Raw genomic sequence first — 23,451 nt, forward strand, 5'->3', positions numbered from 1 at the left:
CCCCTCACGAGGCGACCCCGGTGTCGGGACGGACGAGCAACCGCGCAGGAGGCGCGCTCGGCCCCGCCAGCCGGCCGCCCACCCACGTCGCCGCGACCTCGCCGAACAGGTGTGCGTCGTCGTACGCGGTCACGGGGTTGCGGTGCGAGAGGTCGTCGACGTCGATCGTCACGGGCATCTCGGGGGCGAATGCGACGAGGTCGGCGTCGGCGCCGACGGAGATCCGCCCCTTCGAGGGGAGGCCGACGAGGGCAGCCGTGCCCCGGGACATCCAGCCGACGACGGCCTCGAGCGGGATGCCGCGCTGCCGGGCCCCGGTCCACACGGCGCGGAAGCTCAACTCGAGACCGGAGATGCCGCCCCACGCCACGTCGAAGTCGCCGTGTGCGGCGTCGGGCCCACCGGCGAACTTGAGCTCGCGGGTCGAGGGGGAGTGGTCGCTCGCGACGACGTCGATCGTGCCGTCGACGAGAGCCTGCCAGAGCAGCTCTCGGTTGGCCTCGCCACGGATCGGCGGGCAGCACTTGAACTGCGTCGCACCGTCACCGATGTGCTCGGCGTCGAAGGTGAGGTAGTGCGGGCAGGTCTCGACCGTGAGCCGCAGACCCTCGGCCTTGGCGGCGCGGATGGTGTCGAGCGCCGTCGCGGACGAGAGGTGCAGCACGTGGGCACGACCACCCGTGGTGCGGAGGGCGTCGACCACGTGCTCGATCGCCGTGCGCTCGACCACGTCGGGACGCGAGCGGACGAACGCGTCGTACGCCGCGCCTCCTGCGGGTGTTTCGACGGACGAGGCGCCGGCTTCGGCGCCGGCGGCCGCGTCACCGGCGCCGGTCAGCGAGGCAGCGGCGGCGTCGAGCCCGTCGGGGTCTTCCGCGTGCACGATCAGCAGGCCGTCGAAGTCGGCCAGCTCGGCCATCGCCCGGTGCAGCTGCTCGGTCGACAGGTGGGGGAACTCGTCGACGCCCGAGGGCGACAGGAACGCCTTGAACCCGAAGACGCCGGCTTCGTGCAGCGCCCGCAGGTCGCCCGTGCCGAGGTTCGCCGGGATCGCCCCGCCCCAGAACCCGACGTCGACGACCGACTGGGGCCCGGCGGCGGCCCGCTTCTGTTCGAGCGCGTCGACCGTCGTGGTCGGCGGGATGCTGTTGAGGGGCATGTCGACGATCGTCGTCACGCCCCCGGCGGCGGCGGCACGGGTCGCGGTCGCGAAGCCCTCCCACTCGGTGCGGCCGGGCTCGTTGACGTGCACGTGGCTGTCGACGACGCCGGGCAGCAGCACCTGGTCGTCGGGCAACGTGACGTCGACGGTGGCGTCGACCTCGTCGGTGAGGCCGCCGATCGCGACGACGCGGCCGTCCCGGACGACGACGCTCGCCTCGCGCCAGTCGCCGTCGACCAACGCACGACGGGCCCGGACGACGAGGTCGTGGTGCACGGCGTCAGCCACGAGCGTCGCCGTTCGCTCCGTCGGTCGCCGAGCGCGCCTCCGGGGCTCCGGACGCCACGGCGGCAGCCGGGGTCGCCGTCGCCGTCGCTGCGGCTGCCGCGGCGGCCTCGGCCTCGCGCGCTACGACCTCTCTCCGCCGCTCGCGCAGCAGGTGTCCGGTCAGGGCGACGAGCAGCGTCAGCCCACCCGCGACGCCCATGCCCACGCCGATGTGCACCTGCAGCAGCAGGGCCCCGACGCCTGCCCCGGCGAGGATGAGCACCACGGCGAGCACCCGCCGGGGGAAGTTCTTGCCCGTGCCGCCGGCGAGCTTCGACTCGGACGCGAGCCCGACGATGGTCGACGTGACCACCACGGTCGTGACGTCGGCCACGGCGATCTTGCGGGCGGCGGCGGCCTGCAGGCCCATGGCGGCGCCGAGCAGGCCGGTGATCGTGAAGGCCCACGGCGTGTTCTCTTCGGGCACGACGAAGAAGGTCGAGATGCCGAGCCCGAGCAGCACGCCGCCGGTCACCCCGAACGAGATCGTGCTGCGGCCCGACCAGCCGGCACGACCGCCTCGCAGGACACGGCCGCCGATCGCGGCCCCGAGCAGGAACGCGGCGAGGGCCACGATCGGGCCGACGATCGGCAGACCGTCGGCCTGCGCGATGGCCATGCCGAGGATGACCACGTTGCCGGTCATGTTCGCGGTGAACACCCGGTCGAGGCCGAGGTAGCCGACGGCGTCGATGATGCCGGTGGTGAACGTCAACGTCAGCATCATGACGAGGTGCATGCGCGCCTGGTTGCGGCGGAACTTCTTCACGGGGGTCCTCAGGTGCTCGGCGCCGCGGGGCACGGCGGGGCGGGCGACTACGGCGGCGTCGGCGCATCGGGTCTGCCGTCGATCGTATTGTCGCGGCACCGTCGCGTGCGAACCCCGGGCCGTGCCTGTGGACGGAAGGAGGCGCGGTGCGGTCGGGGAGGAACGACCGAGAAGGGCCCGGTCAGCGGCGGCGGACGACCAGCGTGTCGGCGAGGCCGGCCGTGGCGTCGGCGGCGACCGTGCCGGTGCGGGCGAAGTCGGCCCAGACCTGACGCACCTTGCGGCCGCGGCGGTCGACGTCGTCCCAGTCGGTGGTGCCGATCAGGCGGGTGTGCGCCCAGGCCTCGCGGCCGCCGAGCAGCAGCGGCAGCTCGGTGATGTGGGCCGCGCCGAAGGCCGTGCCCTCGGGCTCCCAGGTGAACTCGAAGGTCGAGACGCGCCCGCCCGCTGCCCGGTGCCGCTCGGCGAAGGCCCGACCGGCCCGGTGGTAGACCGCCTTCGTCGTGGCGTCGATCATCACGCGCCGGATGCCCCGGCCGACCACGGGCAGCCCGAACAGCCGTTGCAAGAAGGGGGAGAACTCGGCGAACACCGCGGTCTCGTCGGCCGTGGCACCGATCAGCAGGTCGATCTCGGGCGCGACCTCGCGCCAGGCGTCGTCGGCGGCGGCTTCGGCTGGCAGCGGTGCGCGGCCGTACTGGACGCCGAAGGCCATGCCGCCGCGCAGCCCGAAGCGCTTCGCCGCCCGCTCGGCCACGGACTGCCCGGCGAGCAGCTCGTCGAGCGGGGCGTCCTTGCGGGGCGTGCCCACCGCCTCCGTCATCGCCTTCACCATGCGGCTGCGGCCGCGCGCGATGCCGAGCGGGGCGCTCTGCACGATGGCCCGGGCGAAGAGCCCCCGGGCGCCCTCGCTGATCATCAGGTGCGCGATCGCGTCGCCGCCGGCCGACTGGCCGAACAGGGTGATGCGAGACGAGTCGCCACCGAACGCCTCGATCGTGTCGTGCACCCAGCGGACCGCCGCGAGCTGGTCGAGCAGCCCGAGGTTGGCGGGAACCTCGTCACCGACGCCGAAGAAGCCGAGCATGCCCAGCCGGTAGGTCACGGTGACGACGATCACGCGCTGCTCGGCGACCAGGGCGCGCGGGTCGTAGACGCGCAGGTCACCTGCACCGGACACGTACGAGCCGCCGTGGATCCAGACCATGACCGGCACGCGCTCGTCGGCGAGCAGATCGGCGGGCAGGGTGATCGAGAGGCGCTGGCAGTGCTCGTCGTCGACCATGCCGACGGCGGCACCCTCGATCAGGGCGTCGAGCCCGGGTGCCGCGACCTGCGGCGAGGCGGGAGCACGGTCGAAGGCGAGCAGCGGGGACGACCAGGGCGCGACCGGGCGCGGCGGCTCGAAGCGGTCGGCCTCGGCGTAGGGCACCCCGAGCACCCGCACGACGGCACCGTCGACGCGGCCCACGACGCGCCCCGAGGGGGTGTCGAACTCGCGGCGGGCAGCCCGGTCGTCGGTGTCGACGACGGGTTCGCCCGGGCTGGTCGGCGTGCTGGCGGTCGAGCGGGGAGCGTCCTGGGTCACCCGACCATCGTGCCCCTCACCGCCCGTCTAGGCTCGCGGGATGACCGCCGACACCCCTCCCGCCCCCGGCTCGTACCGCCACTTCAAGGGCGGCCGTTACGAGGTGCTCGGCACCGCCCGTCACAGCGAGACCGACGAGCCGCTCGTCGTCTACCGGGCGCTCTACGGCGAGCAGGGGCTCTGGGTTCGGCCGCTCGCCGCCTGGTCCGAGCGCGTGCGACGCGACGGGTACGACGGCCCGAGGTTCGCGCCCGAGGACTGACCGGCCCGGTCGCGGCCCGTGCGCCCGCCACGCGGCGGTCGACGACCAGCCGAGGAGGCGCGGGCCGGGTCAGCGAAGTCACAGCCGGTTGATAGCCGCGCGGCCGGACACTCGGCTCATGAAGTTCTCACGTCGCTCCCAGCGCTCCCAGGGTGCAGCCACAGACGGGGGCGCCACGGACGACGCGACCCGCACCGCCGACCCCACCGCGGCCGCCGCCGACCCGACCGCGGCCGCCGCCGACCCGACCGCGGCCGCCGCCGACCCGGGCGACCCGGCCCGCGCCTCCTCGCCCGGTGCCGCACTGCCCGGTGCCGCACTGCCCGGTGCCGCGCTGCCCGGCGGTGCACCGCCCGCAGCCGCACTGCCCCCGGGCATGCTGATCGCGGGCGCCTGGGCCTGGCGCCTGCTCGCGGTGGCCGCCGCGCTGGCCGTGCTCTTCTGGCTGATCGCGACGCTCGAGGAGATCGTCGTGCCGCTGCTGATCGCGATCCTCGTGTCGGCGTTCCTCGTGCCGGTCGCGGGGTTCCTGCGTCGGCACCGGTGGCCGCGCTGGCTCGCCATCGTGGCGGCGCTGCTGGCCGGGGTGGTCGTCGTGGGCGGGCTCGTGCTGCTCGCCGTGACGCAGATCCGGGCGGGACTGCCGCAGATCGAGAAGCAGTCCGTGGCGCAGTACGACCAGCTGACGACCCTGCTGCAGGGGCCGCCGTTCCAGCTGACGAACGCCGACGTCGACGGCTACCTGAAGGACGCGCAGAACGCGCTGCAGACCGAGAGCAAGGCGATCCTCAGCGGCGTGCTGTCGATCGGCACCGCTGCCGGCCACCTGCTGGCCGGAGGCCTGCTGACCCTCTTCGCGACGATCTTCCTGATGATCGACGGCCGTGGGGTCTGGGCCTGGACCGTCCGCCTCTTCCCGAAGGCGGCCCGGCCGGCCGTCGACGGGGCCGGCCAGGCGGGCTGGCACACGCTGACGTCGTTCGTCCGCGTGCAGATCGTCGTCGCCGCGGTCAACGCCGTCGGCATTGGCCTCATCGCGTTCGTCCTCGGGCTGCCGCTCGCCGTGCCGATCGCGATCCTGGTCTTCCTGGCGTCGTTCATCCCGGTCGTCGGTGCCATCGTGACCGGCGCGCTCGCCGTGGTCGTCGCCCTGGTCTTCGCGGGGCCGGTGCAGGCCGTGGTCATGCTGGCCGGAGTGCTCGTCGTGCACCTGCTCGAGGCCCACGTGCTGCAGCCGCTGGTCATGGGTTCGGCCGTGCGGGTGCACCCGCTCGCGGTCGTCTTCGCCGTGGCGGGCGGGTCGTACGTGGCGGGCATCCCGGGCGCGCTCTTCGCCGTGCCGACGGTGGCCGTGCTCAACGTGATGGTCAAGTACGTGGCGACGGGGTCCTGGCGTCGATCCCGCGTCGCGGACGACGTCGTAGCGGCGCCCGAGGCGTCGTGATCGTGGGTCGCTGACCTGCTCGACCCGAGCCTCCTTCGCTCGGATGAGGGAGGCGCGGGTCGATGTCATCCGCTGGGCTGATGCGCCGGACTGCCCGGTTCGACACGGGATTGTGTGGTTCTACTCAGGAAGTCTCTGCATACTCGTCACTTCGCCCGGGCGCGTGCGCCCCTGTCGATCGAGTCCCCACTCGACCGAGCAGCCGTGGCGGACGAGTCGAGGCCCCACGGCCTCGCGAGACCGACACCGACCTGTCACGGCCCCTCGCCCCGTCGCGTGGACTTCGGCCACCCGTGAGCGCCCCCGAGCGCCCGGCGTGGCCGCGCCGTGTGCGCCCCGCCCGACCGGAGGCGCGGGTCGGCCGAGCACGAGGACCACATGACCACCGAGAACACCCCTGCCCCCGGCGAGGACTCCGTCACCGCCGAGTCGACCCCGACCGCCGAGGCTCCTGCCACGCGCCGCTCGCTCTCCGCCGGCCGCCGTCGCAGCGCTCGTCGCCGCCTGTCGCTGATCGGAGGCGTCGCCGCGGTCGCCCTCGTGGCGGGGACCGGTTTCGCGGTCACCTCGATGTCGGCCGCCGGTGCGGACACCATCTCGGCCGAGCAGCACGCCGCCGACGTCAAGCAGCAGAAGGCCGACATCGCCACCTCGCTGGCGCAGGCCAAGGCGCGCTCGACGATCCAGATCGCGAACCAGGTCGTCGCCTCGACCTCGAGCCGGACCGACGCCAGCGAGTTGCAGACGCAGGTCGCCTCGCTCGCCGACTACGAAAAGCTCGACGCCTCGACGCTGAACGACCGCGTCGAGAAGACCGCGCTCTCGGCGCAGACCGTGCAGTCCGCCGCCGCCGAGGCCGACCGCCAGGCCGCTGCTGCCGCCGCTGCCGCGCAGGCGGCCGCCGAGGCCCAGGCCGCTGCCGAGGCGAAGGCCGCCGCCGAGGCCGCCGCTGCCGCCGAGGCCGCCCGTGCCGCGTCCGACAACTCGGTGGCCGGGGCCAAGGCCACGGCGCAGTCCCTCGCGTCGTCGCAGTACGGCTGGGGCAGCGACCAGTTCTCGTGCCTGGTCTCGCTCTGGACGAAGGAGTCGGGCTGGAACTACAAGGCCTACAACGCCAGCGGCGCGACCGGCATCCCGCAGGCCCTGCCCGGCAGCAAGATGGCCTCGGCCGGCAGCGACTGGGCGACGAGCGCCAAGACGCAGATCACCTGGGGCCTCGGCTACATCAAGTCGGTCTACGGCACTCCGTGCGGCGCCTGGTCGCACTCACAGTCCGTCAACTGGTACTGAGCCGACCCTTCCGCGGCTCGGGTCGCACCGCCTTCTGAACGTCGCACCGCGCACACGCGCGGTGCGACGTTCAGTTCGTGGTGCGATGCCGGGTCGACGGGGGCCGGCCGCTAGTTCTGCGGGGGGATCGTCTGCCGGTCGGTGGGCTTGTCGGTGGTGACCGGCGTGGGGCGCGGGCTGGGACCGGGGCTGGGGCTGGTCGGGCTCGGCGTCGGCGTGACGGTGCCGCCGGTAGGAGGCGCGGGTGCCGGCGTCGGGATCTCGGGCGTCGACGACGGGCTCACGCTCGGGCTGACGGTCACCACGGGGTCGTCGTCGTCACCCCCGCAGGCCGTCAGCATCCCCAACGCGAGCACGACCGTCGCCGCGGCCGCACCCGTGCGCCCGCTCGTCCTCAGCCGTCCACGCTTCGTCGTCGTCCCCATGTCGGGAGCCTACGCGGGGGCCGTGGGCCTCCGCGGGTGTCGCGAACCTCCGCGGAGCGAGCGCGGTCCTCGAGAATCCGTGATCCGGTACGTACCGGATCAAGCTGTCGAGGGGATGGAAGTCCCCGGGCCTGCCCGACAGGTCTGGACGCCTGTCAGGTCGCGACGCGCAACGCGTGACGCCGCGCGGCAGGTCGCGCCGGGCGGCAGGTCGCGACGCGTGCCGGGTCGGGCCGGGTGCCAGGTGGCGACGCGCGACATCGCACCCCACGCAGCAGATCACACCGCCCGGCTCAGACCGCGCCCACCAGCGTCCACGCCCCGCCGTCGCGACGCGTCACCCGACCTTGCACGACGTCGGCCAGCTCGCCCACGGTGGCCTCGACGACGGCCCCGATGCGGTGCGCGGGCTCGTCGGCGGCGCACTCGTAACGCACCACCAGGCGGGGCTCGCCGCGCACCAGCGTGACGTCGCTCGCCTCGACCGTGGTCAGCCCCGCCGCGCTCGCGGCGGCCGCGGGCAGCACGGAGTCGGGCCGCACCCCGGGTCGCAGGGTGCCGACGGTGAGCGTGACGCGGTACGAGGGCATGCGTTCATCCAACCCGGCACCACCGACATCGAGCGGCGGTCCCAGCAGGGTCGCAGCCGCTTCACGGCACACCCCGAAACACGCCCGACTCACGGACGTGCCACCCTCTCGTCATGAAGCGCACCGCGTCCGCCCGGCTCGAGTTCGACGTCGACGGCCCTGCCGAGTTCGTCCTGTCGATCGCCGCCTCCCGCGCCTACGCCCCGGCCGGCACAGGAGCGGCAGCCGGCACAGGAGCGGCAGCCAGCACAGGCGGCACAGCCGGCACGGCCGGCACCGCCCGCATCACCGAGGAGGCGCTGGCCGTCACCCAGCACGGCGCACCCCTCGAGATCCGCGAGCTGCACGACCACCACGGCACCCTCCTCCACCTGTGCGAGGTCGGGGCCGGCCGGGTCACCGTGGACTACCGGGTCGTCGTCGACGGACGCCTCGACGAACCCGCCGTCGACGAGCTGGACCTCGTGCGGTACCGTCGCCCGAGCCGCTACTGCGAATCAGACACGCTCAGCCCCACCGCCCGCGCCGAGTTCGGCGGGCTCGACGGGCGCGAACTGCTGGCCGCGGTCGCGACGTGGGTCGGCTCGCACCTCGCCTACGTGCCCGGGGCCAGCGCTCCGACCGACGGCGCCGTGCAGACCCTGCTCGACCGGCAAGGCGTCTGCCGCGACTACGCCCATCTCGTGATCGCCCTGTTGCGTGGGCTCGACGTGCCCGCGCGGCTGGTCAGCGTCTACGCCCCGGGCCTGTCGCCGATGGACTTCCACGCCGTGGCCGAGGCCTTCGTCGACGGCGCCTGGCACGTGGTCGACGCCACCGGGCTGGCACCACGGCAGACGTTGCTGCGCATCGCGACCGGCCGGGACGCCTCCGACACGGCGTTCCTCTCGAGCCACGGCGGCCGGGTCACGGTGGCGGGGATGCAGGTCGGAGCCGTCGCCGACGTCCTGCCGCGCGACGACGTGAGCACCTTCGTCAGCCTCGGCTGACCGCCCGCCGGCACCGCGCCTCCTGCGCTCGGCCGCCCTGCCCTGCCCTGCCCTGCCCCACCGGCCCCGCCTGCCACTGCCTCGCCTGCCGCCCCGCCCGGGGCCCGACCCACCCCGCCACGAAGTAAACAGTCCGCCACACGATCGCGTGGCGGACTGTTTACTTCGTGGCGGGGTGCGGCGTGCGGGGTGCGGCGAGCGCCTGCCCGGCGGCGTGGCTCAGTCCTCGCGGTGCGCCAGCTTCGCGCCCTCGCGGGCCCGGACGGCGGGCTCGTTCTGGTGCACGCCCGCGGGCCAGGACGACGGCCCCGCCGACCCCGCCGGGTACTCGTCGATGGCGACCTCGCCGGACTTCCAGGCCTTGACGACGGGGGCGACGATGCGCCAGCCCTCTTCCGCCGAGTCGCCGCGCACCGACAACGTCGGATCGTCGTCGAGGATGCCCTCGAGCACCTCGCCGTAGGCCGTCAGGTCGGCCGCGCCGAAGTCGGCGTGCAAGGAGGCGCGGGACAGGTCGTACGAGTCGCCCGGCCCGTTGACGTTCAGCTCGAGCGACATCTCGTCGGGCGAGATCGCGATGCGGAGGCGGTCGGGGGTGCCGCCCCCGACGAACTCCTTCGGCACGTGGGTCGGCGGGCGGAACGTGATGACGATCTCACGGCGACGCGAGGCCAGGGCCTTGCCCGACCGCAGCAGGATCGGCACGCCGGCCCAACGCCAGTTCGCCACCTCGACGACGACCTCGGCGAGCGTCTCGGTCTCGAGCGACGGGTCGACGCCGTCCTCGTCGACGTAGGCGGGCAGGGTGCGGTCGTCGACCTTGCCCTTTCCGTAGCGGGCGCGGCGGGTGTTGGCGACGGCGTCGTCGTCCCAGACGTGGGTGGCGCGCAGCACCAGCTCCTTCTCGTCGCGCAGGTCGGCGGGGCCGAGCGTCGCGGGGGCGTTCATCGTCAGCACGGCCATGACCTGCAGCAGGTGGCTCTGGATCATGTCGACCATGGCGCCGGCGTGGTCGTAGTAGCGCGCGCGGTTCTCGAGGCCGAGCTCTTCGTCGTAGACGATCTCGATGCTCTCGACGTGCTGGTTGTTGAGCATGGGCTCGATGAGGCGGTTCGCGAACCGCAGGCCGAGCAGGTTGAGCACGGTCGAGCGGCCCAGGAAGTGGTCGACGCGGTGCACCTGGTCCTCGTGCACGAGTCGCAGGACCTGCTGGTTCAGCTTCTTCGCGCTGGCGAGGTCGGTGCCGAACGGCTTCTCGAGCGCGAGTGAGGTGCCCTCGGGCAGGTCGACCTTCCGCAGGGCGGCACAGGCCTTCTCGGTGATGGCGGGCGGCAGGGCGAAGTAGATCGACGGAGGCGCGTCACAGGCCTCGACGAGGCTGCGGAGGCCGTCGACCCCGGTCACGTCGGCCGTGATGTACGTGGTCGACTCGAGCAGAGCGTCGACCGCGGGGCCGCTCGCGTGGACGCTGTCGAACGACGTCTTCACCCGCGCCTTCCACTCGGCGTCGGTGTACTCCTCGACGCCGGCGCCGATCAGCTGCACACGGCGCTTCGGTTCGAGGGCCAGCAGCCCGCCGAGGCCGGGCATCAGGAGGCGCGCGGCGAGGTCCCCGCTCGCACCCAGGATCAACAGGGTCGCCGGCTCGGGGGCCTTCTTCGCGCTCATGCCGTGCACGGTAGTGGGTCGGTCGCGGCCGTGCCCGGAGCAGGGCGGCGTAGCGTGCGGGCATGAGCGACCAGACCTACACCGCCCGCTTCGTCGGCCACGACGAGACCACCACCGAAGAACTCACCCTCATCGACGGCCTGCCGCAGAAGAGCGTCACCCGCCCCGGGGCCTCCGACGGCGAGGACCTCATGTGGGAGCTCGACGACGACGCCAGCGAAGGCGGCGAGTACGTCTACCGCTCCCTCGGCGTCTCGGGCCACGACTACAGCTGACCCGCTCCGCGCGCCGGGTCAGGCCCGGCGGGTGGGGCGCACCGAGACGACCTCGGCGGTGGCCCCGTGCGGCAGGTCGACCACGAGCCGCACGGCGTCGGCGACGGACTGCGGCTCGAGGTAGAGCGACGTGTCGTACGTGCCGCCCTCGGCCGTGACCAGCTCTCGCTGCATGTCGGTGTCGACGCGGCCCGGGTGCACCGAGCTGACCCGGACGCCGTGAGGGCGTTCCTCCTCGCGCAGGGCGTCGGTCAGCGCGCGCAGGGCGAACTTGCTCGCCGCGTAGGTGCTGCCGTCGGGCCCTGCCGTGAACCCCGAGCCGCTGTTGATCGAGACGACGGTGCCCTGCGCCGCTCGCAACGCCGGCAGCAGCTGCCGGGTCACCTCGGCCACGGCGAACACGTTGACCTCGAACACACGACGCCAGTCGTCACGCGACGTGTCGGCGACGGCCCGGCCGCCGATCACGCCGGCCGCGTGGACCAACACGTCGAGCTCGTCCAGCGGCGGCACCGTGAGCGCCGGGCCCGAGAGGTCGGCGGCCCACGCCGTCGCGGACGGGAGGTCGGCGGTGATCGCCCGCAGCGCCTCCTCGTCCCGGCCGTGGACGATCACGTGGTGGGTGCGGGCGAGGTCGCGGACGACGGCGAGGCCGATGCCCCGCGAGCCCCCGGTGACGAGTGCGGTCTTCATGGGCCCAGTCTGCCGGTCGGTCCGTCCGCGCGTCAGGTCGCTGCCGGTCGGGCCTCTGCCGGTCAGGCGAGCGGGTCGTGCCCCCAGTTCATCAGCGACCAGCGCCACTTCGTGTCCGTGACGTCGCCCGAGGGGCGCTGCTTCGAGTGGCGCGCGACGTAGCCGTGGACCTTCTCCATGTGCTTCCAGTCGGCATCGGTCAGGTCCGCCTTCTTCTTCTCGAGGATGCGCACGATGTGTCGGCCGCTCTCGTGCCCGACGGACTCGCCGCCGTCCTTCTGCCCCACCTCGCGAGACTCATCGGTGTCGAGCCACTCGCGAAGCGTCGAGGCCGTCATGTTCACGTCGTCGTGGAACTGGTCCCAGGTCTGCTGTCGGTCGTCGTCTGCCATGCGACGAGCCAAGCACGCCCCGCATCGCCGTGCCGGATCGGCGATGATGGCACGGTGCGCACCCTGACCACCGGCACCGCCGCCCTGCTGCTCGCCGCCTCGCTCGCGGTCACGCTGACCTCGTGCTCGGCCGACGGGAACAACCCGACGGTCGCGCCGCAGGCGAAGATCCCGGCAGGGCTCGCGGTCGAGGGGTACGCCATCGCCTCGCCCGATGCGACGACGGCCGCGGTCGAGGCGTTCGACCGCAGCGAGGCGGCGATCGACACGGTGGGCGTCTCGGGAGTCGCGATCACGACCGGCGGGGCCGGTGTCGCCCCGAGCGACGAGTCCGCCAACTCCCTGCGCGAGGCCGCCCAGTCGGCGGGCAAGAAAGCCGAGCTGCTGGTCGTCAACGCCGGCCAGGACGGCTTCAGCGGCGAGCTCGCGACACGGCTGCTGTCGAGCCGGGCCAACCGGGAGTTCGTCGTGTCGGGCCTCACCGGAGAAGTCGTCAACGGCGGCTGGGACGGCGTCCAGATCGACTTCGAGTCGCTCTCGGCCGCGGACGCCCCGGGGCTGGTCGACTTCGCCGCCGAGCTGCGCGACGCCCTGCCCGACGACGCCACGATCTCGATGGCCGTGCAGCCCAGCACCGACGAGACGGGGTACATCGACCTCGGATACGACCTCGCCGCCCTGTCCGACTCGGTCGACCGTTTCGTGCTCATGGCCTACGACCAGCACGGCACCGGCTTCAGCGAACCCGGGCCCGTCGGGGGCCTGCCCTGGGTCGGCGAGGTGCTCGACGCCGCGCTCGAGCTCGTCCCGGCCGACCGCCTCGACCTCGGTGTCGCGGGGTACGGCTACCGCTGGACGGGCGAAGGCACCGCAGGAGGCGCGGTGTCGGTCGCCGAGGCCCGCACCGGCGCGCAGTCCACCGGTTCGTGGGACGCCGAACAGGCCGAGTACACGGCGTCGCCCGGTGACGGCTCGACCCTCTGGTGGTCGGACGGACGCTCGATCACCGCCCGCGCCGACCTGGCCGAGTCGAAGGGACTGCACGGCGTCGCGATCTGGCAGCTGACGACAGGCGACCCGATCCGCCGCGGCTGAAGCCGGGGGAGCGTCCGCCCACCAGCTGATCCGGTACGTACCGGATCGTCCGGAGTCGGAGGGGCGGGTGCCGGGTTCGTCGATCCGGTGCGTACCGGATCACCGCGAGAAAGGGCTGCCCCTACGGCGTGACGATGCCGATCGGGCCGGTCAGCTCGGGGATCTCGCGGTCGCTGAGCAGCCAGCGGTCGCCCCTGCCGGTGACCAGGAAGGCCAGCGGGCCGGGACGGCAGACGACGAGCGCGCCGCCCTCTTGGTGCAGCACGCCGTCGAGCGCGCCACCGAGGTCGCGGTCGTCCTCTGAGCCCGAGGCCGACAGGACGGCGCAGCGGCCCTCGGCACCCATCGCCTGGAGCAGACGACGCATGCCCTCGGGGTCGCTGCGGTCGGGGCCCAGCGGGTGCGCGACGGCCATGTCGACCCACTCGACCGAACCGGTCAGGTCGGCGAGGGCCTGTTCTTCGGGGCCGGCCGGGTCGACGGCGAGGTCGTGCACGGACTGCTTGCGATCGGGCGCGGCGAAGGCCTCGAGTGCGGTGATGACGGAAAGGGGGAGCGACGCCACGGGTGTTCTCCTGTCGAGGGGTTCCGACCATCCTCCCACCCGGGGTGCCCTCACAGGTCCGTCCACAGGCGGAAACCCGAGCCGGCACCGAGTCGAGCCCCGCACTACGCTGCCGGAGAGCGGCCCGACGCGCGACGACGACCCGACCTGCCCACCCACGACGACGACGGAGACACCGTGAGCGACACCCCCGGCCAGCAGCCCTGGCAGAACCCCCAGAACCCCCAGAACCCGCAGAACCCGCAGAACCCGCAGCACTCGGCCCCGTACCAGGGTCAGCACCCGCAGCACCCACAGCACTCGGCCCCGTACCAGGGTCAGCACCCGCAGCACCCGCAGCCGCCCTACCCCGGTCCCGGCGGGTACTCCGACCCGCTCAAGGGCACGAACCCCGGCGTCAACACCTCGACCCCGTTCATCTGGGTGCTCGTCGTCCTGCCCCTCGTGCAGCTGATCGGCCTGGCCCTCTGGGACATCCCCGACTACCTCGAGCGCACCACCACGTTCACCCCGGGCGTCTACCAGTCGCCCTTCACGCCGGGCTACCTGGCCTACATGGGCATCGGGCTGGTCGTCTACGCGCTGACGGTCGTCCTCGCCTGGCTCGACCACCGGGCGCTGGTCGCCAAGGGCATCGTCAAGCCCTTCCCGTGGCCGTGGGCCTTCCTCACGGTCGTCTACGTCATCGGTCGCTCGGTCGTCGTGAAGCGCCGCACCGGGGGTGGCCTCGCCCCGCTCTGGCTCTTCATCGCCGTGTACCTGATCACGATCGTCGTCGCGTTCTCGGTCTTCATCGCGGCGTTCGTCGAGTTCGCCCGGACCGTGCCGTCGCTCCCGACGGCGCCGTAGCCCGCGACGCGAGGCGCAGGAGGCGCGGGTCGACCGAGCGGGCCGGCCCGCGCCTCCTGCGTCCCCCCTGCTGCGAGGATGGTCCGGTGACCTCCTCCACCGCACCCCGCCTCGGCCTGCTCCTCGACGTCGACGGCCCGATCGCCAGCCCCGTGACCCGCAGCATCGCGCTGCCCGAGATCACGTGCGACCTCGTGGCGCTCGCCGCCCTCGGCGTCCCGATCGTCTTCAACACCGGGCGCTCGGACGCCTTCATCCGCGACGAGGTCGTCCGCCCGTTGCTCGCGGCAGGCCTGCCCGAGGGGTCCCGCGTGCACGGCGTGTGCGAGAAGGGTGCCGTCTGGTTCACGATCGGCCCCGAGCACGGTGTCGACGGCATCGGCCCGATCGAGGTCGACTCGTCGCTCGCCATGCCCGCCGACTTCGGTGCCGAGATGCAGGCGCTCGTCGCCGACGAGTTCGCCGACCTGGTCTTCTACGACACGACCAAGCACGCGATGGTCTCGATCGAGCAGCTCACGAGCGTCGAGTCGTCGACCTACCTGGCCCGGCAACGTGACCTCGACGAGAAGGCGATGCAGGCGTTGGTCCGCCGCGGGTTCGGCGTCCGCCGACTCGACGACGTGCGGCCGGACGCGTCCGGTGCCGTGCAGTGGCGCGTCGACCCGACGATCATCTCGACCGACATCGAGTCGGTGCGGCTCGGGAAGGACCTCGGGGCCGAGCGCGCCCTCGAGCTGCTGGCGGCCGACGGCGAGCCCCCGCTCGCCTGGCGCACGGTCGGCGACTCGCGCAGCGACTACGCCATGGCCGACTGGCTGCACGCGCAGGGTCACGCGGTCGCCCACGTCGACGTCCGGCCCGCCGACGGCGTGCCTGCGACGCCCTACCCCGTGTTGACCAGCGCGACGGGCGCGATCCACGACGAGGCCGGCGCCGAGTTCCTCGCCGGCTGGCTGGCCGACCTGACCGCCTGAGTCCGGGACACGCCCGACCTGCCCCCCGGACGGGGTGAGACGGGTGAGTGTTCGACCTCAACGGGTGTCACCTCCCCGCTGTCCACGCGGGCTGTGACCCGTTCGAGGGGGCATGCCCCCCGAACGGGTGTAACGAAAGGGCTCGAACGACCCTGTACTGTTTCGACACGTCCCCGGAACGGTCCCCCGAAAGGCCCACACCGGAGGCGAGCCCGTCGATCGAGTGGCCCGAACCACTCGCAGTCGACGGACCCGAAACGGGAGCCCACGGCTCCCACCCGACCGCCGCCCACCCCGGCGCGTCACCTCGAGTCGCCGCTGTCGCCGACGCCCCTCCGGACGTCCGACGGCGGTTCCCCACCGCCGTCGGCGTCCGGTCGTCTCTCAGACCCGAACCCGGAGAGAACACGCATGTCCCGAACCATGCGCGTCCGCGACAGCGACGCCGAAAACCGACCCGACACCGCAGCGCCCGACACCGCAGCCCCCGACGCGGGCCCCGCCCTCGACCTGGCACCTCGCTCGCGGGGCGAACTGAGGCGCCTGGCACACCACGACGAGGTGCGCGGGTCGCGTGCACGCCCCTCGACGCGCATCACGAGCGACCACCACGCGTCGGTCGTCTCGCGCACCGAGGGCCGTGCCCACTCGCCCTTCATGGTGCTGCTGGTGCTCGCCTGCACCATGGGCATCCTGCTGTACGGGCAGTTCTTGCTGAACCCCGCGAACCGGGGCGACCTGCTGCCCTACGTCGCGGTCATCATCGCCGAGGCCGTCCTGGTCCTGCAGGCGTTGCTCGCGATGTGGACGATCCTCTCGGGGGGTCAGAACCCCCGCGACTTCGACTTCCACTCGACGCAGGACACGCTCTACGACGAGGACGCCATCGACCGGCTCGGCGTGCGCGACCAGCCGCACCTGTGGCCGATCGTCGTCGACGGGAAGACCGTGGTCGTGGACGTCTTCGTCACGGTCTACGGCGAGGAGCTCTCGAAGATCGCGATGACCGTCCAGGCCGCCGTCGCGATGCAGGGTGCGCACCGCACCTGGGTGCTGGACGACGGTCGCAGCGACGAGGTCAAGGACCTCGCCGCGACCCTCGGCGCCCGCTACATCCGCCGGTTGACCAGCCACGGCGCCAAGGCGGGCAACGTCAACTACGCCCTCTCGGTGGCGAAGGGCGACTACTTCGCCATCTTCGACGCGGACTTCGTGCCCAAGCCGATGTTCCTGCACGAGACCGTCCCTTTCTTCATCGACGAGAAGGTCGCCTTCGTCCAGACGCCGCAGTCGTACGGCAACCTCGTCAGCATCGTCAGCCGCGGCGCGGGCTACATGCAGGCCGTCTTCTACCGGTACATCCAGCCCGGCCGCAACCGCTTCAACGCGGCGTTCTGCGTGGGCACCAACGTCATCTTCCGCCGCGCGGCGATCGACGAGGTCGGCGGCATCGACACCGACTCGAAGTCCGAGGACGTCTGGACGAGCCTGTTCCTGCACGAGGCCGGGTGGCGGTCGATCTACATCCCGATGACGCTGGCGATCGGCGACGCCCCCGAGACCATCGAGGCCTACAGCAAGCAGCAGCTGCGCTGGGCGACCGGTGGGTTCGAGATCCTCTTCCGGCACAACCCGCTGAGCCCCCGTCGCACCCTGACGATGGACCAGCGCTTCCAGTACACGCTGACGGCGACGCACTACCTGACGGGCATCGCCCCGCTGTTGCTGATCATGGTGCCGCCGATGGAGATCTTCTTCGACCTGCGGCCGATGAACCTGCACATCTCGGTGCTGCAGTGGCTGCTCTTCTACTCGGGCTTCTACCTGCTGCAGATCGCGCTGGCGTTCTTCACGCTCGGGTCGTTCCGCTGGGAGGTCCTGATGCTCGCCTCCGTCTCGTTCCCGATCTACGTCAAGGCGTTGTGGAACGTGCTGAGCGGCAAGGACACCGCCTGGCACGTGACCGGCGGAGGCAAGGCGTCGAGTCCGTTCAACGTGCTCGTCCCCCAGGTGCTGTTCTGGCTCTTCCTGTCGCTCACGTCCCTCGTGGCGATCTGGCGCGACTGGGACAACCGGGTGCTCACGCTCGCCACGGTGTGGAACCTGATCAACACCGCCGTGCTCTCGGCGTTCCTGCTGGCGGCCCTGCGTGAGGCCGGGTCGATCAAGCGGGCGGCCCGCTCGGGGTCGAGCGCTCGCACGACCGTCGCCGGTCCCGTCACCACCGGCCCGGTGGCCGTGCAGACGCTCCGCACCCAGGTGGCCCGACCGCTGCCCCGCAGCCACGACGAGTTCCTCGAGCTGTCGGCCGAGCAGCGACACGAGCAACGGCGGCGCGACGACGAACGCCGTCACCTGCTCGAGGCCCGACTGGCCGTCACCGACGAGCAGCACGCCGACGAGCACCGCGCCGACGAGGCGCCGCACGCCGGAGCCGCGACCGGACCCGACCGACACGACACGAACGACCGAGAGAAGGTGGTCTCATGACCTGGGGCAACAGGATCAAGATGACCGTGGGCATCCTCGTGGTGATCGCCCTCGTGGCCGTCTTCACCGTCATCTTCACGCAACGGCAGGCGCAGGTCATCAGCACCAGTGCGGCCATCGCGAGCCAGGACTTCTCCGTCGGCACCGACTACAGCGGCACGGTCACCTCGACCGACGCCGAGGTCGGCGACCGGGTCTCGAAGGGCGACGTCCTCTTCTCGCTCCAGAGCCCCTCGCTGCAGAAGGACCTCGCCGACGACGTGGTCGTCCCCGACACGGACGCCTACACGGTGGCCGACGACGGCACGATCACCTTCATGGCCACCGTCGACGGCACGCTGTCGCAGCTCGACGTCCGCGAGGGCGGGTTCCTCGGGTCGGGCACGTCCGTCGCGACGATCGAGAAGGCCGGCACGCTCTTCGTGGACGCCGACTTCACGCTCACGCCCCGCGACTACGAGCGCATCCAGGACGGCGCGACCGTGGACGTCATGCTGCCGAACCAGCAGGTCGTCGAGGGCAGCGTCGACCTGGTCAGCGTGCAGACCAAGGACGGCGCGGCCGCGGCCACCGTCCGCGTGGTCAGCGACCAGCTGAGTGAGGGGGCCTACAACGGCCTCGTCGCGAGCGGCACGCCGGTCGAGGCGACCATGCACCTGCGCGACGACGGCATCCTCGCGGGTCCGGTGGACACCATGCAGGACTTCCTGCGCCAGATCGGGGTCTGACGATCCCCGGCGCACGGAGCAAGACGACGGGTCGGTCCGACCGACGGGATCGTTCGGGATCACCGATCGGTTCCGGGCCGGCCCGTCACCCCCAGGAGGCACGGGTCGACACCCGACGCGACCCGCGCCTCCTGACCCTCCGCCGCGTGGTCGCGGGCGTCGCCCTCGGCACGGCCGGCGTGCTCGTGCTGGCCGGGTGCACCGGCGGCTCGGGCACCGACGGCGACACCACGGGCCGACCCGACGCCAGAGGCGACGTGTTCCCCGCCTCGCAGGTCGACCCCCTCGTGGCCGCCCTGCCGCAGGAGTCGGTCGGCGACGTGCCGACCATGCGCCTCGCCGACGGGCTCGTCCCGCCGACCAACACCTGGTTCTCGGGGCTCGTGTTCGGTGACCAGCCGACGCCCGTGTTCCCGTTCCCGATCTCGTTCCAGCTGACGGAGACCGGCTTCGCGACGGGGCTGCCGGTGCCGGTCGCCTCCGAGAAGGCGATCGTGTCGCCCGCCCTGCCCGACGTCACCCTCGACGTCGGGGCCTCGGCGACCGAGGTCAGCGCCTACGACGAGGTCTCGGTGACGATCGCGCACCTCGACGGCGACACGGTTCTCGGCCACACGACCGTCGCCGAGGGCTCGCCGCTCGTCTCGTACACCGCCGCGTCCGCGCAGACCGACACCCTCGGCACGGCCGTGACGGCCGTCGGCGAGGGGCGCGGCACGTTCACGGTCGGCGACACGACGTGGGGCGTGGCCGTCACGGGCGGCAGCCTCGACGGCACGGCGGTCCGGCTCGACGAGGGCGGCTCGGTCGTTCTCGTGCCGCTGCCCGACGGGGCCACCGACGCGCAGGTGGGGACGGTGCTCGACGCGGCCGCCTCGCCGCTGGGGTCGGTGACCACCGCGCACCGCGCCTCCGGGTCCGGGTCGTCGGCGGTGTCGACCACCGAGCTCGGCTACGAGACCGCCGCGGGGGGAGACACCCTGCTCGTGTCGGCCCCGCACATGGGCGACGCGGCGACGGGTGACGGCACCGGGTTGAGCTACGACACGATCTACGGCACCGTCCCGTTGTCGATCGGTTCGACGCTGTCGTTCGACGCACCGGTCACGACGGCCTCGACCGAGCTCGACCTCTCGGGGCTGAGCGACGACCAGAGGCGACAGCTCGAGGACCAGGTCGAGGCCGACGTCGCGGCGACGGAGGACCCGGCGGCGGACACCTACTTCGGCGGCAAGGCGCTCTACCGCTCGGCGATGCTGCTGCAGCTGGCCCGGCAGCTCGGCGACGACGCGTCGGCCGACACCCTCCGCACCTCCCTCGTCGACCGCCTCGACACCTGGACCGACCCCTCGGGCTGCGAGACGCGCGAGCAGGAGTGCTTCGTCTACGACCCCGCGGTGAAGGGCGTCGTCGGCAAGGTGGCCTCGTTCGGCTCGGACGAGTTCAACGACCACTACTTCCACTACGGCTACTTCCTCTACGCCGCCGGCGTCGTCGCGGCCGACGACCCCGAGCTGGCCGAGCGGTGGAGCCCCGTGATGGACCTGCTCGCGGCCGACATCGCCTCGGGCGCCGACAACGGGTCGTTCCCCGACCGGCGGGCGTTCGACCCCTACTGGTCGCACAGCTGGGCCTCGGGCTACTCGCCGTTCGCCGACGGCAACAACCAGGAGTCGTCGTCCGAGGCGGTCACCGCCTACGCCGGCCTGTCGCTCTGGGCCGCGGCCACGGGCGACGACGCACTCGGCGACGAGGCGTCCTGGATGCTGAGCGCCGAGGCCTCGTCGGCGCTGGCCTACTGGCTGAACCCCGACCTGACCGGCCCGACGTCCACCGGCTACGACCACGAGATCGTGTCGCTGACCTGGGGCGGCAAACGCGACTACGGCACCTGGTTCTCGGCCGAACCGTCGGCGATCGCCGGCATCCAGCTGATCCCGCTCAGCCCGTCCTCGGTGTCGTACCTGACGTCGTCGGCCGCGGGCGGGGCCGAGCAGATCGCCGCCGTCGTCGCCGAGGCGAGCGCGTCCGGCTTCGACACGCCCCTGGGTGACTACGTGCTGATGTACTCGGCGCTGCAGGGGCCCGACCAGGCCGCAGCGGCCCTGACGGCGCTCGCCGACCTGCCCGAGACGGGCATCGACGACGGGAACTCGCGCGCCTACGCGATGGCGTACGTCATGAGCGCCGGGGCGCGATAGGGCGCAGAGGCCAGGCGCAGGCGCAGGAGGCGCGGGTCGTCAGCCGACGACGCGCACCGGGTCGACGAGACGCACCGGGTCGACGAGGCGCTGCACGCTGCCGTCGGGGTGGTTCGCCACGAGCACGCCGCCCCAGAAACCGAGCTGGTCGCGCTCGGCGTCGAGCTGCCAGAGGCGGTGGCCGTCGGCCAGGTCGAAGGCGGTGACCGTCGACGTGCGGCCGCTCGAGGCGGTCGTGGCGTAGCCGGTCGTGCGGCCGACCAGCGTGATCTGGGACTCGCCCGGCACCACCGCCCGGGCCACCTCGTGGCCGGACGCCGCGTCGAGCAGGCGGACGGTGCGCTCGGCCGCCTCGTCCGACGTGAGGTCGCCGGTGACCGCCGCCGCGCCTCCCGGTTCGAAGGTCTGGGCGAAGACGAGCGCCCCCCGGCCGCCGGCGGGATCGGTGGTCACGCGGGCGAGGCCGTGGCGGCGGTCGCGGGGCGGGGTGGTCCAGAGTTCGGCGCCCGTGCGACGGTCGACGCAGACCACCCCGGGCGTGGTCGAGAAGACGACGCAGTCGCCGGTCGTCTGCACGCCGCGGTCCTGGCGGAAGCCGTGCCGCCAGAGCTCACGACCGTCGAGCGACAGCGCCACCACGGTGCCGTCGGTGTCGTCGGTCGAGGTGGGGATCGCCGGGTCGAGGCCCACCACGACGAGGTCGCCGTCGACGACGAGGGTCGTGGCGGTCGGCAGGTCGGGCCCCCAGGCGTGCGTGTCGCCGGTGCGTCCGTCGACCGCGGTGATGGTGCCGCCGTCGAGGACGAGCAGGCCGTCGGGGGTCAGGGCCTCGTCCTGGCTGCCGGTGGTCTCGCCCGTCCACACGGGGGTGTCGAGGTCGTCGGCGGCGTAGAGCGAGAACTCACCTGTGCCGGGCTCGGAGTCGTAGTAGACGCGCGAGTCCTGGTACGAGAACTGCGGGTCGCTCGAGACGAGGGCCCAGGAGGCGGTGGCGTCGGTCAGGCGGGCACGCCCGTTCGGCGAGGTGGTCACGTCGGTCAGTTCGCCGGTCCCGAGGTCGAGGCGGGCGTACGACGAGGCGAACCCGTCCGCGCCGAAGCCCAGCGTCGAGACGAGGGTCGTGTCGCCGGCGTCGTCGGTGGGCCAGACCTGGACGAAGCCGCTGCCGGCGTCGAGCTCGGCGCCGAGGTCGACCCACCAGCGGACGGTGCCGTCGACGGGATCGACGCGGGCGAGACGGCTGACGGTCTGCGCGGTGCTGCCGAAGCCGCCGTCGAAGCGGCAGTCGGTGTCGCCGGCGTCACCCGTGCCGGGGCCGTCGTCGCCCGCGGCGCCGCCCGCGCTGACGAGGACGTCGCCGCCGAGCCGGTCGGGGCCCACCGCGGTCTCGGCCTGCCAGAGGAGGCAGCGGCCCTGATCCGCCGGCACGCCGACGTCGGCGGGCGTGAGCGTCCACGACTGCGGGACGGGCTCGTGCCTGAGGTCGTCGCCGACGACGCCGTCGAGCGCGGCGGCCGAAGAGTAGCGCGGAGCCTCGACCAGGCCGACGGTCGAGACGAGCGCTGCCGCGACGAGGACCGCGGCGGTCGCGAGAGCGAGCCGACGAGGGCGGGAGGCGCGGTGCCAGACGGCGGCTCCGCGGCGGCGGGCGCGCGCGAGCGGCTGGTCGCTCGGTCGGGCGTCGTCCGTCACCCGGCCATGCTACGAGGCGGGTGCGTGGGCGGGCCGTGAGCGGTCCCGGGGTCGCGACCCGCGCCTCCTGGGCTCCCGGGGTCGGCCGTTAGGCTGGTGCGGGCCGTCCGGTCCCGCCCGCCGGTGCCTGGTCGGGCCGCCCGTTCGCTCTCTTGCCGTCCGTCCCCTCTCGCCCGCCCCTCGAAGGAGCCGTGCCATCGAAGCCGTCGTCATCTCGATCCTCGCCCTGGCGATCGTCGTGCTCGTGGTGATCCAGGTGATCTACCGTCGCCGCGTGCTGCAGCGCCGTGAGGCGGCCGGTCAGCCGGTCGTCGGTCGGGGCACCTACGTCGTGTTCGGCGTCATGGCGGCGTTCTTCCTCTTCGCGGTGTTCGTGTTCCCGTTGCTGGTGCGGGGGTAGCTCGTGCTGAGCCGAGCCACCCCGTGCCGCTCCCGGCCCGCGTGCCACCGCACCGCGGTTCGTGCACCGCACCGTGGCTAGTCGCGGTGCCGTGCACGAACCGCGGTGTGCTGTCGCGGCCGATCTCGAGGCGTGCCTCGCGATCTGGGTCGCTGCGTGCGCCGCGCGCGACGGGCAGGCGTTCGCCGGGGTCGCCGAGCGGGCCCGACCGAAGTTCGACGCGGGCGTCGTCTGGCTGGTCGCGGACGGCGTCGACGGGGTCGACGGCTTCGTGCTCGCGACGCGCCCGGGCAGCGGCCTGCCCGCAGACCCTCCCGACGCCCCGGTGCTCGGCCTGCTGGCGACCAGGCCCGGTGCCCAGGCGCGTGGGCTGGGGCGTGCCCTGCTGAGGGAGGCGACCGCACGGCTGGGCTCGCTCGGTCACGAGCGTGCCGTCTTGCACGCGCTCCTCGACAACGTCGCCGCGGTCGGGCTGTACGAGAGCGAGGGGTGGGTGGCCGCCGGCGAACCGTACGAGCACTCGTTGCTGAAGCGGCCGTCGCAGCGGTTCGAGCGGGTGCTCTGAGCGGAGCGGATCAGC

23 protein-coding genes are annotated in these 23,451 nt (G+C 73.0%); 13 read left to right on the forward strand and 10 right to left on the reverse strand.

The window, feature by feature from the left end; all coding sequences use genetic code 11:
- Positions 1 to 4: 4 nt before the first annotated feature.
- The 3 genes from allB to SJY14_RS03065 form a co-directional block, all read right to left on the reverse strand.
- Positions 5 to 1,450, reverse strand: coding sequence for an allantoinase AllB (allB, locus tag SJY14_RS03055; protein WP_255364248.1), 1,446 nt, complete (start codon positions 1,448 to 1,450; stop codon positions 5 to 7).
- Positions 1,443 to 2,258, reverse strand: a complete 816-nt coding sequence (locus SJY14_RS03060) for a DUF1275 family protein (protein WP_255364249.1) — start codon at positions 2,256 to 2,258, stop codon at positions 1,443 to 1,445. The genes allB and SJY14_RS03060 overlap by 8 nt, the downstream gene beginning before the upstream one ends.
- Positions 2,259 to 2,439: 181 nt before the next feature.
- On the reverse strand, positions 2,440 to 3,846 hold the full coding sequence (locus tag SJY14_RS03065; protein ID WP_083396339.1) for a carboxylesterase family protein: 1,407 nt from the start codon (positions 3,844 to 3,846) through the stop codon (positions 2,440 to 2,442).
- 40 nt (positions 3,847 to 3,886) lie between these two features.
- Between SJY14_RS03065 and SJY14_RS03070 the strand changes: the two genes are divergently transcribed.
- From SJY14_RS03070 to SJY14_RS03080, 3 genes are all read left to right on the forward strand, one after another.
- Positions 3,887 to 4,108 carry a DUF1653 domain-containing protein gene (locus tag SJY14_RS03070; protein ID WP_071256116.1) on the forward strand — a complete coding sequence of 74 codons (222 nt, stop codon included), beginning with the start codon at positions 3,887 to 3,889 and terminating at the stop codon, positions 4,106 to 4,108.
- 118 nt (positions 4,109 to 4,226) lie between these two features.
- Complete coding sequence (locus SJY14_RS03075) at positions 4,227 to 5,552, forward strand: AI-2E family transporter (protein WP_396599765.1); 1,326 nt, start codon at positions 4,227 to 4,229, stop codon at positions 5,550 to 5,552.
- A gap of 378 nt (positions 5,553 to 5,930) precedes the next feature.
- Positions 5,931 to 6,842, forward strand: a complete 912-nt coding sequence (locus SJY14_RS03080; protein ID WP_255364251.1) for a phospholipase — start codon at positions 5,931 to 5,933, stop codon at positions 6,840 to 6,842.
- A gap of 110 nt (positions 6,843 to 6,952) precedes the next feature.
- Here the strand turns inward: SJY14_RS03080 and SJY14_RS03085 are convergent, their stop codons facing one another.
- Together SJY14_RS03085 and SJY14_RS03090 are read right to left on the reverse strand one after the other, a co-directional pair.
- Positions 6,953 to 7,267 (reverse strand): hypothetical protein, encoded by a 315-nt coding sequence (locus SJY14_RS03085; protein WP_071256117.1) that lies wholly within the window; start codon positions 7,265 to 7,267, stop codon positions 6,953 to 6,955.
- 293 nt (positions 7,268 to 7,560) lie between these two features.
- On the reverse strand, positions 7,561 to 7,857 hold the full coding sequence (locus SJY14_RS03090; RefSeq protein WP_043596776.1) for a hypothetical protein: 297 nt from the start codon (positions 7,855 to 7,857) through the stop codon (positions 7,561 to 7,563).
- A 113-nt stretch (positions 7,858 to 7,970) separates the two neighbouring features.
- Here SJY14_RS03090 and SJY14_RS03095 point away from each other — a divergent pair, with 113 nt between their 5' ends.
- Complete coding sequence (locus tag SJY14_RS03095) at positions 7,971 to 8,846, forward strand: transglutaminase family protein (protein WP_071256118.1); 876 nt, start codon at positions 7,971 to 7,973, stop codon at positions 8,844 to 8,846.
- A 219-nt stretch (positions 8,847 to 9,065) separates the two neighbouring features.
- Here SJY14_RS03095 and SJY14_RS03100 read toward each other — a convergent pair whose 3' ends face one another.
- Positions 9,066 to 10,514 carry a glucose-6-phosphate dehydrogenase gene (locus tag SJY14_RS03100; protein ID WP_071256119.1) on the reverse strand — a complete coding sequence of 483 codons (1,449 nt, stop codon included), beginning with the start codon at positions 10,512 to 10,514 and terminating at the stop codon, positions 9,066 to 9,068.
- 62 nt (positions 10,515 to 10,576) lie between these two features.
- Here SJY14_RS03100 and SJY14_RS03105 point away from each other — a divergent pair, with 62 nt between their 5' ends.
- Positions 10,577 to 10,789 carry a hypothetical protein gene (locus SJY14_RS03105; RefSeq protein ID WP_043596779.1) on the forward strand — a complete coding sequence of 71 codons (213 nt, stop codon included), beginning with the start codon at positions 10,577 to 10,579 and terminating at the stop codon, positions 10,787 to 10,789.
- Positions 10,790 to 10,807: 18 nt separating this feature from the next.
- Here SJY14_RS03105 and SJY14_RS03110 read toward each other — a convergent pair whose 3' ends face one another.
- A complete protein-coding gene (locus SJY14_RS03110; RefSeq protein ID WP_071256120.1) occupies positions 10,808 to 11,482 on the reverse strand; it encodes an SDR family oxidoreductase in 675 nt (224 codons plus the stop codon).
- Positions 11,483 to 11,544: 62 nt separating this feature from the next.
- Positions 11,545 to 11,874 (reverse strand): DUF3140 domain-containing protein, encoded by a 330-nt coding sequence (locus SJY14_RS03115; RefSeq protein WP_396599766.1) that lies wholly within the window; start codon positions 11,872 to 11,874, stop codon positions 11,545 to 11,547.
- Between the two features lie 54 nt (positions 11,875 to 11,928).
- Between SJY14_RS03115 and SJY14_RS03120 the strand changes: the two genes are divergently transcribed.
- A complete protein-coding gene (locus SJY14_RS03120) occupies positions 11,929 to 12,969 on the forward strand; it encodes a glycosyl hydrolase family 18 protein (RefSeq protein WP_396599767.1) in 1,041 nt (346 codons plus the stop codon).
- A gap of 121 nt (positions 12,970 to 13,090) precedes the next feature.
- On the opposite strand, the gene SJY14_RS03125 is transcribed toward SJY14_RS03120, so the two are convergent.
- Positions 13,091 to 13,534 carry a hypothetical protein gene (locus SJY14_RS03125; RefSeq protein ID WP_071256124.1) on the reverse strand — a complete coding sequence of 148 codons (444 nt, stop codon included), beginning with the start codon at positions 13,532 to 13,534 and terminating at the stop codon, positions 13,091 to 13,093.
- A 177-nt stretch (positions 13,535 to 13,711) separates the two neighbouring features.
- Here SJY14_RS03125 and SJY14_RS03130 point away from each other — a divergent pair, with 177 nt between their 5' ends.
- The 5 genes from SJY14_RS03130 to SJY14_RS03150 all read left to right on the forward strand — a co-directional run bounded on the left by SJY14_RS03130 (position 13,712) and on the right by SJY14_RS03150 (position 20,779).
- The gene (locus tag SJY14_RS03130; RefSeq protein WP_396599768.1) at positions 13,712 to 14,383 is read left to right on the forward strand and encodes a hypothetical protein; all 672 of its coding nucleotides are present in this window, start codon (positions 13,712 to 13,714) and stop codon (positions 14,381 to 14,383) included.
- Positions 14,384 to 14,469: 86 nt separating this feature from the next.
- Entirely contained in the window at positions 14,470 to 15,360 is an 891-nt protein-coding gene (locus SJY14_RS03135; protein WP_396599769.1) for a hypothetical protein, read from the forward strand.
- Positions 15,361 to 15,771: 411 nt separating this feature from the next.
- Positions 15,772 to 17,850, forward strand: coding sequence for a glycosyltransferase family 2 protein (locus SJY14_RS03140; protein WP_396599770.1), 2,079 nt, complete (start codon positions 15,772 to 15,774; stop codon positions 17,848 to 17,850).
- Positions 17,847 to 18,578 carry an efflux RND transporter periplasmic adaptor subunit gene (locus tag SJY14_RS03145; protein WP_054145227.1) on the forward strand — a complete coding sequence of 244 codons (732 nt, stop codon included), beginning with the start codon at positions 17,847 to 17,849 and terminating at the stop codon, positions 18,576 to 18,578. The genes SJY14_RS03140 and SJY14_RS03145 overlap by 4 nt, the downstream gene beginning before the upstream one ends.
- A 146-nt stretch (positions 18,579 to 18,724) precedes the next feature.
- Positions 18,725 to 20,779 (forward strand): glycosyl hydrolase, encoded by a 2,055-nt coding sequence (locus tag SJY14_RS03150; RefSeq protein ID WP_396599771.1) that lies wholly within the window; start codon positions 18,725 to 18,727, stop codon positions 20,777 to 20,779.
- Between the two features lie 39 nt (positions 20,780 to 20,818).
- Here the strand turns inward: SJY14_RS03150 and SJY14_RS03155 are convergent, their stop codons facing one another.
- Positions 20,819 to 22,471 carry a PQQ-binding-like beta-propeller repeat protein gene (locus SJY14_RS03155; RefSeq protein ID WP_396599772.1) on the reverse strand — a complete coding sequence of 551 codons (1,653 nt, stop codon included), beginning with the start codon at positions 22,469 to 22,471 and terminating at the stop codon, positions 20,819 to 20,821.
- Positions 22,472 to 22,715: 244 nt separating this feature from the next.
- Here SJY14_RS03155 and SJY14_RS03160 point away from each other — a divergent pair, with 244 nt between their 5' ends.
- Positions 22,716 to 22,871 carry a hypothetical protein gene (locus SJY14_RS03160; protein WP_177174804.1) on the forward strand — a complete coding sequence of 52 codons (156 nt, stop codon included), beginning with the start codon at positions 22,716 to 22,718 and terminating at the stop codon, positions 22,869 to 22,871.
- 91 nt (positions 22,872 to 22,962) lie between these two features.
- On the forward strand, positions 22,963 to 23,436 hold the full coding sequence (locus SJY14_RS03165; RefSeq protein WP_071256131.1) for a GNAT family N-acetyltransferase: 474 nt from the start codon (positions 22,963 to 22,965) through the stop codon (positions 23,434 to 23,436).
- Positions 23,437 to 23,451: the final 15 nt, after the last annotated feature.

It is taken from the genome of Frigoribacterium sp. R86507 (assembly GCF_044597695.1).
Taxonomy (GTDB): domain Bacteria; phylum Actinomycetota; class Actinomycetes; order Actinomycetales; family Microbacteriaceae; genus Frigoribacterium.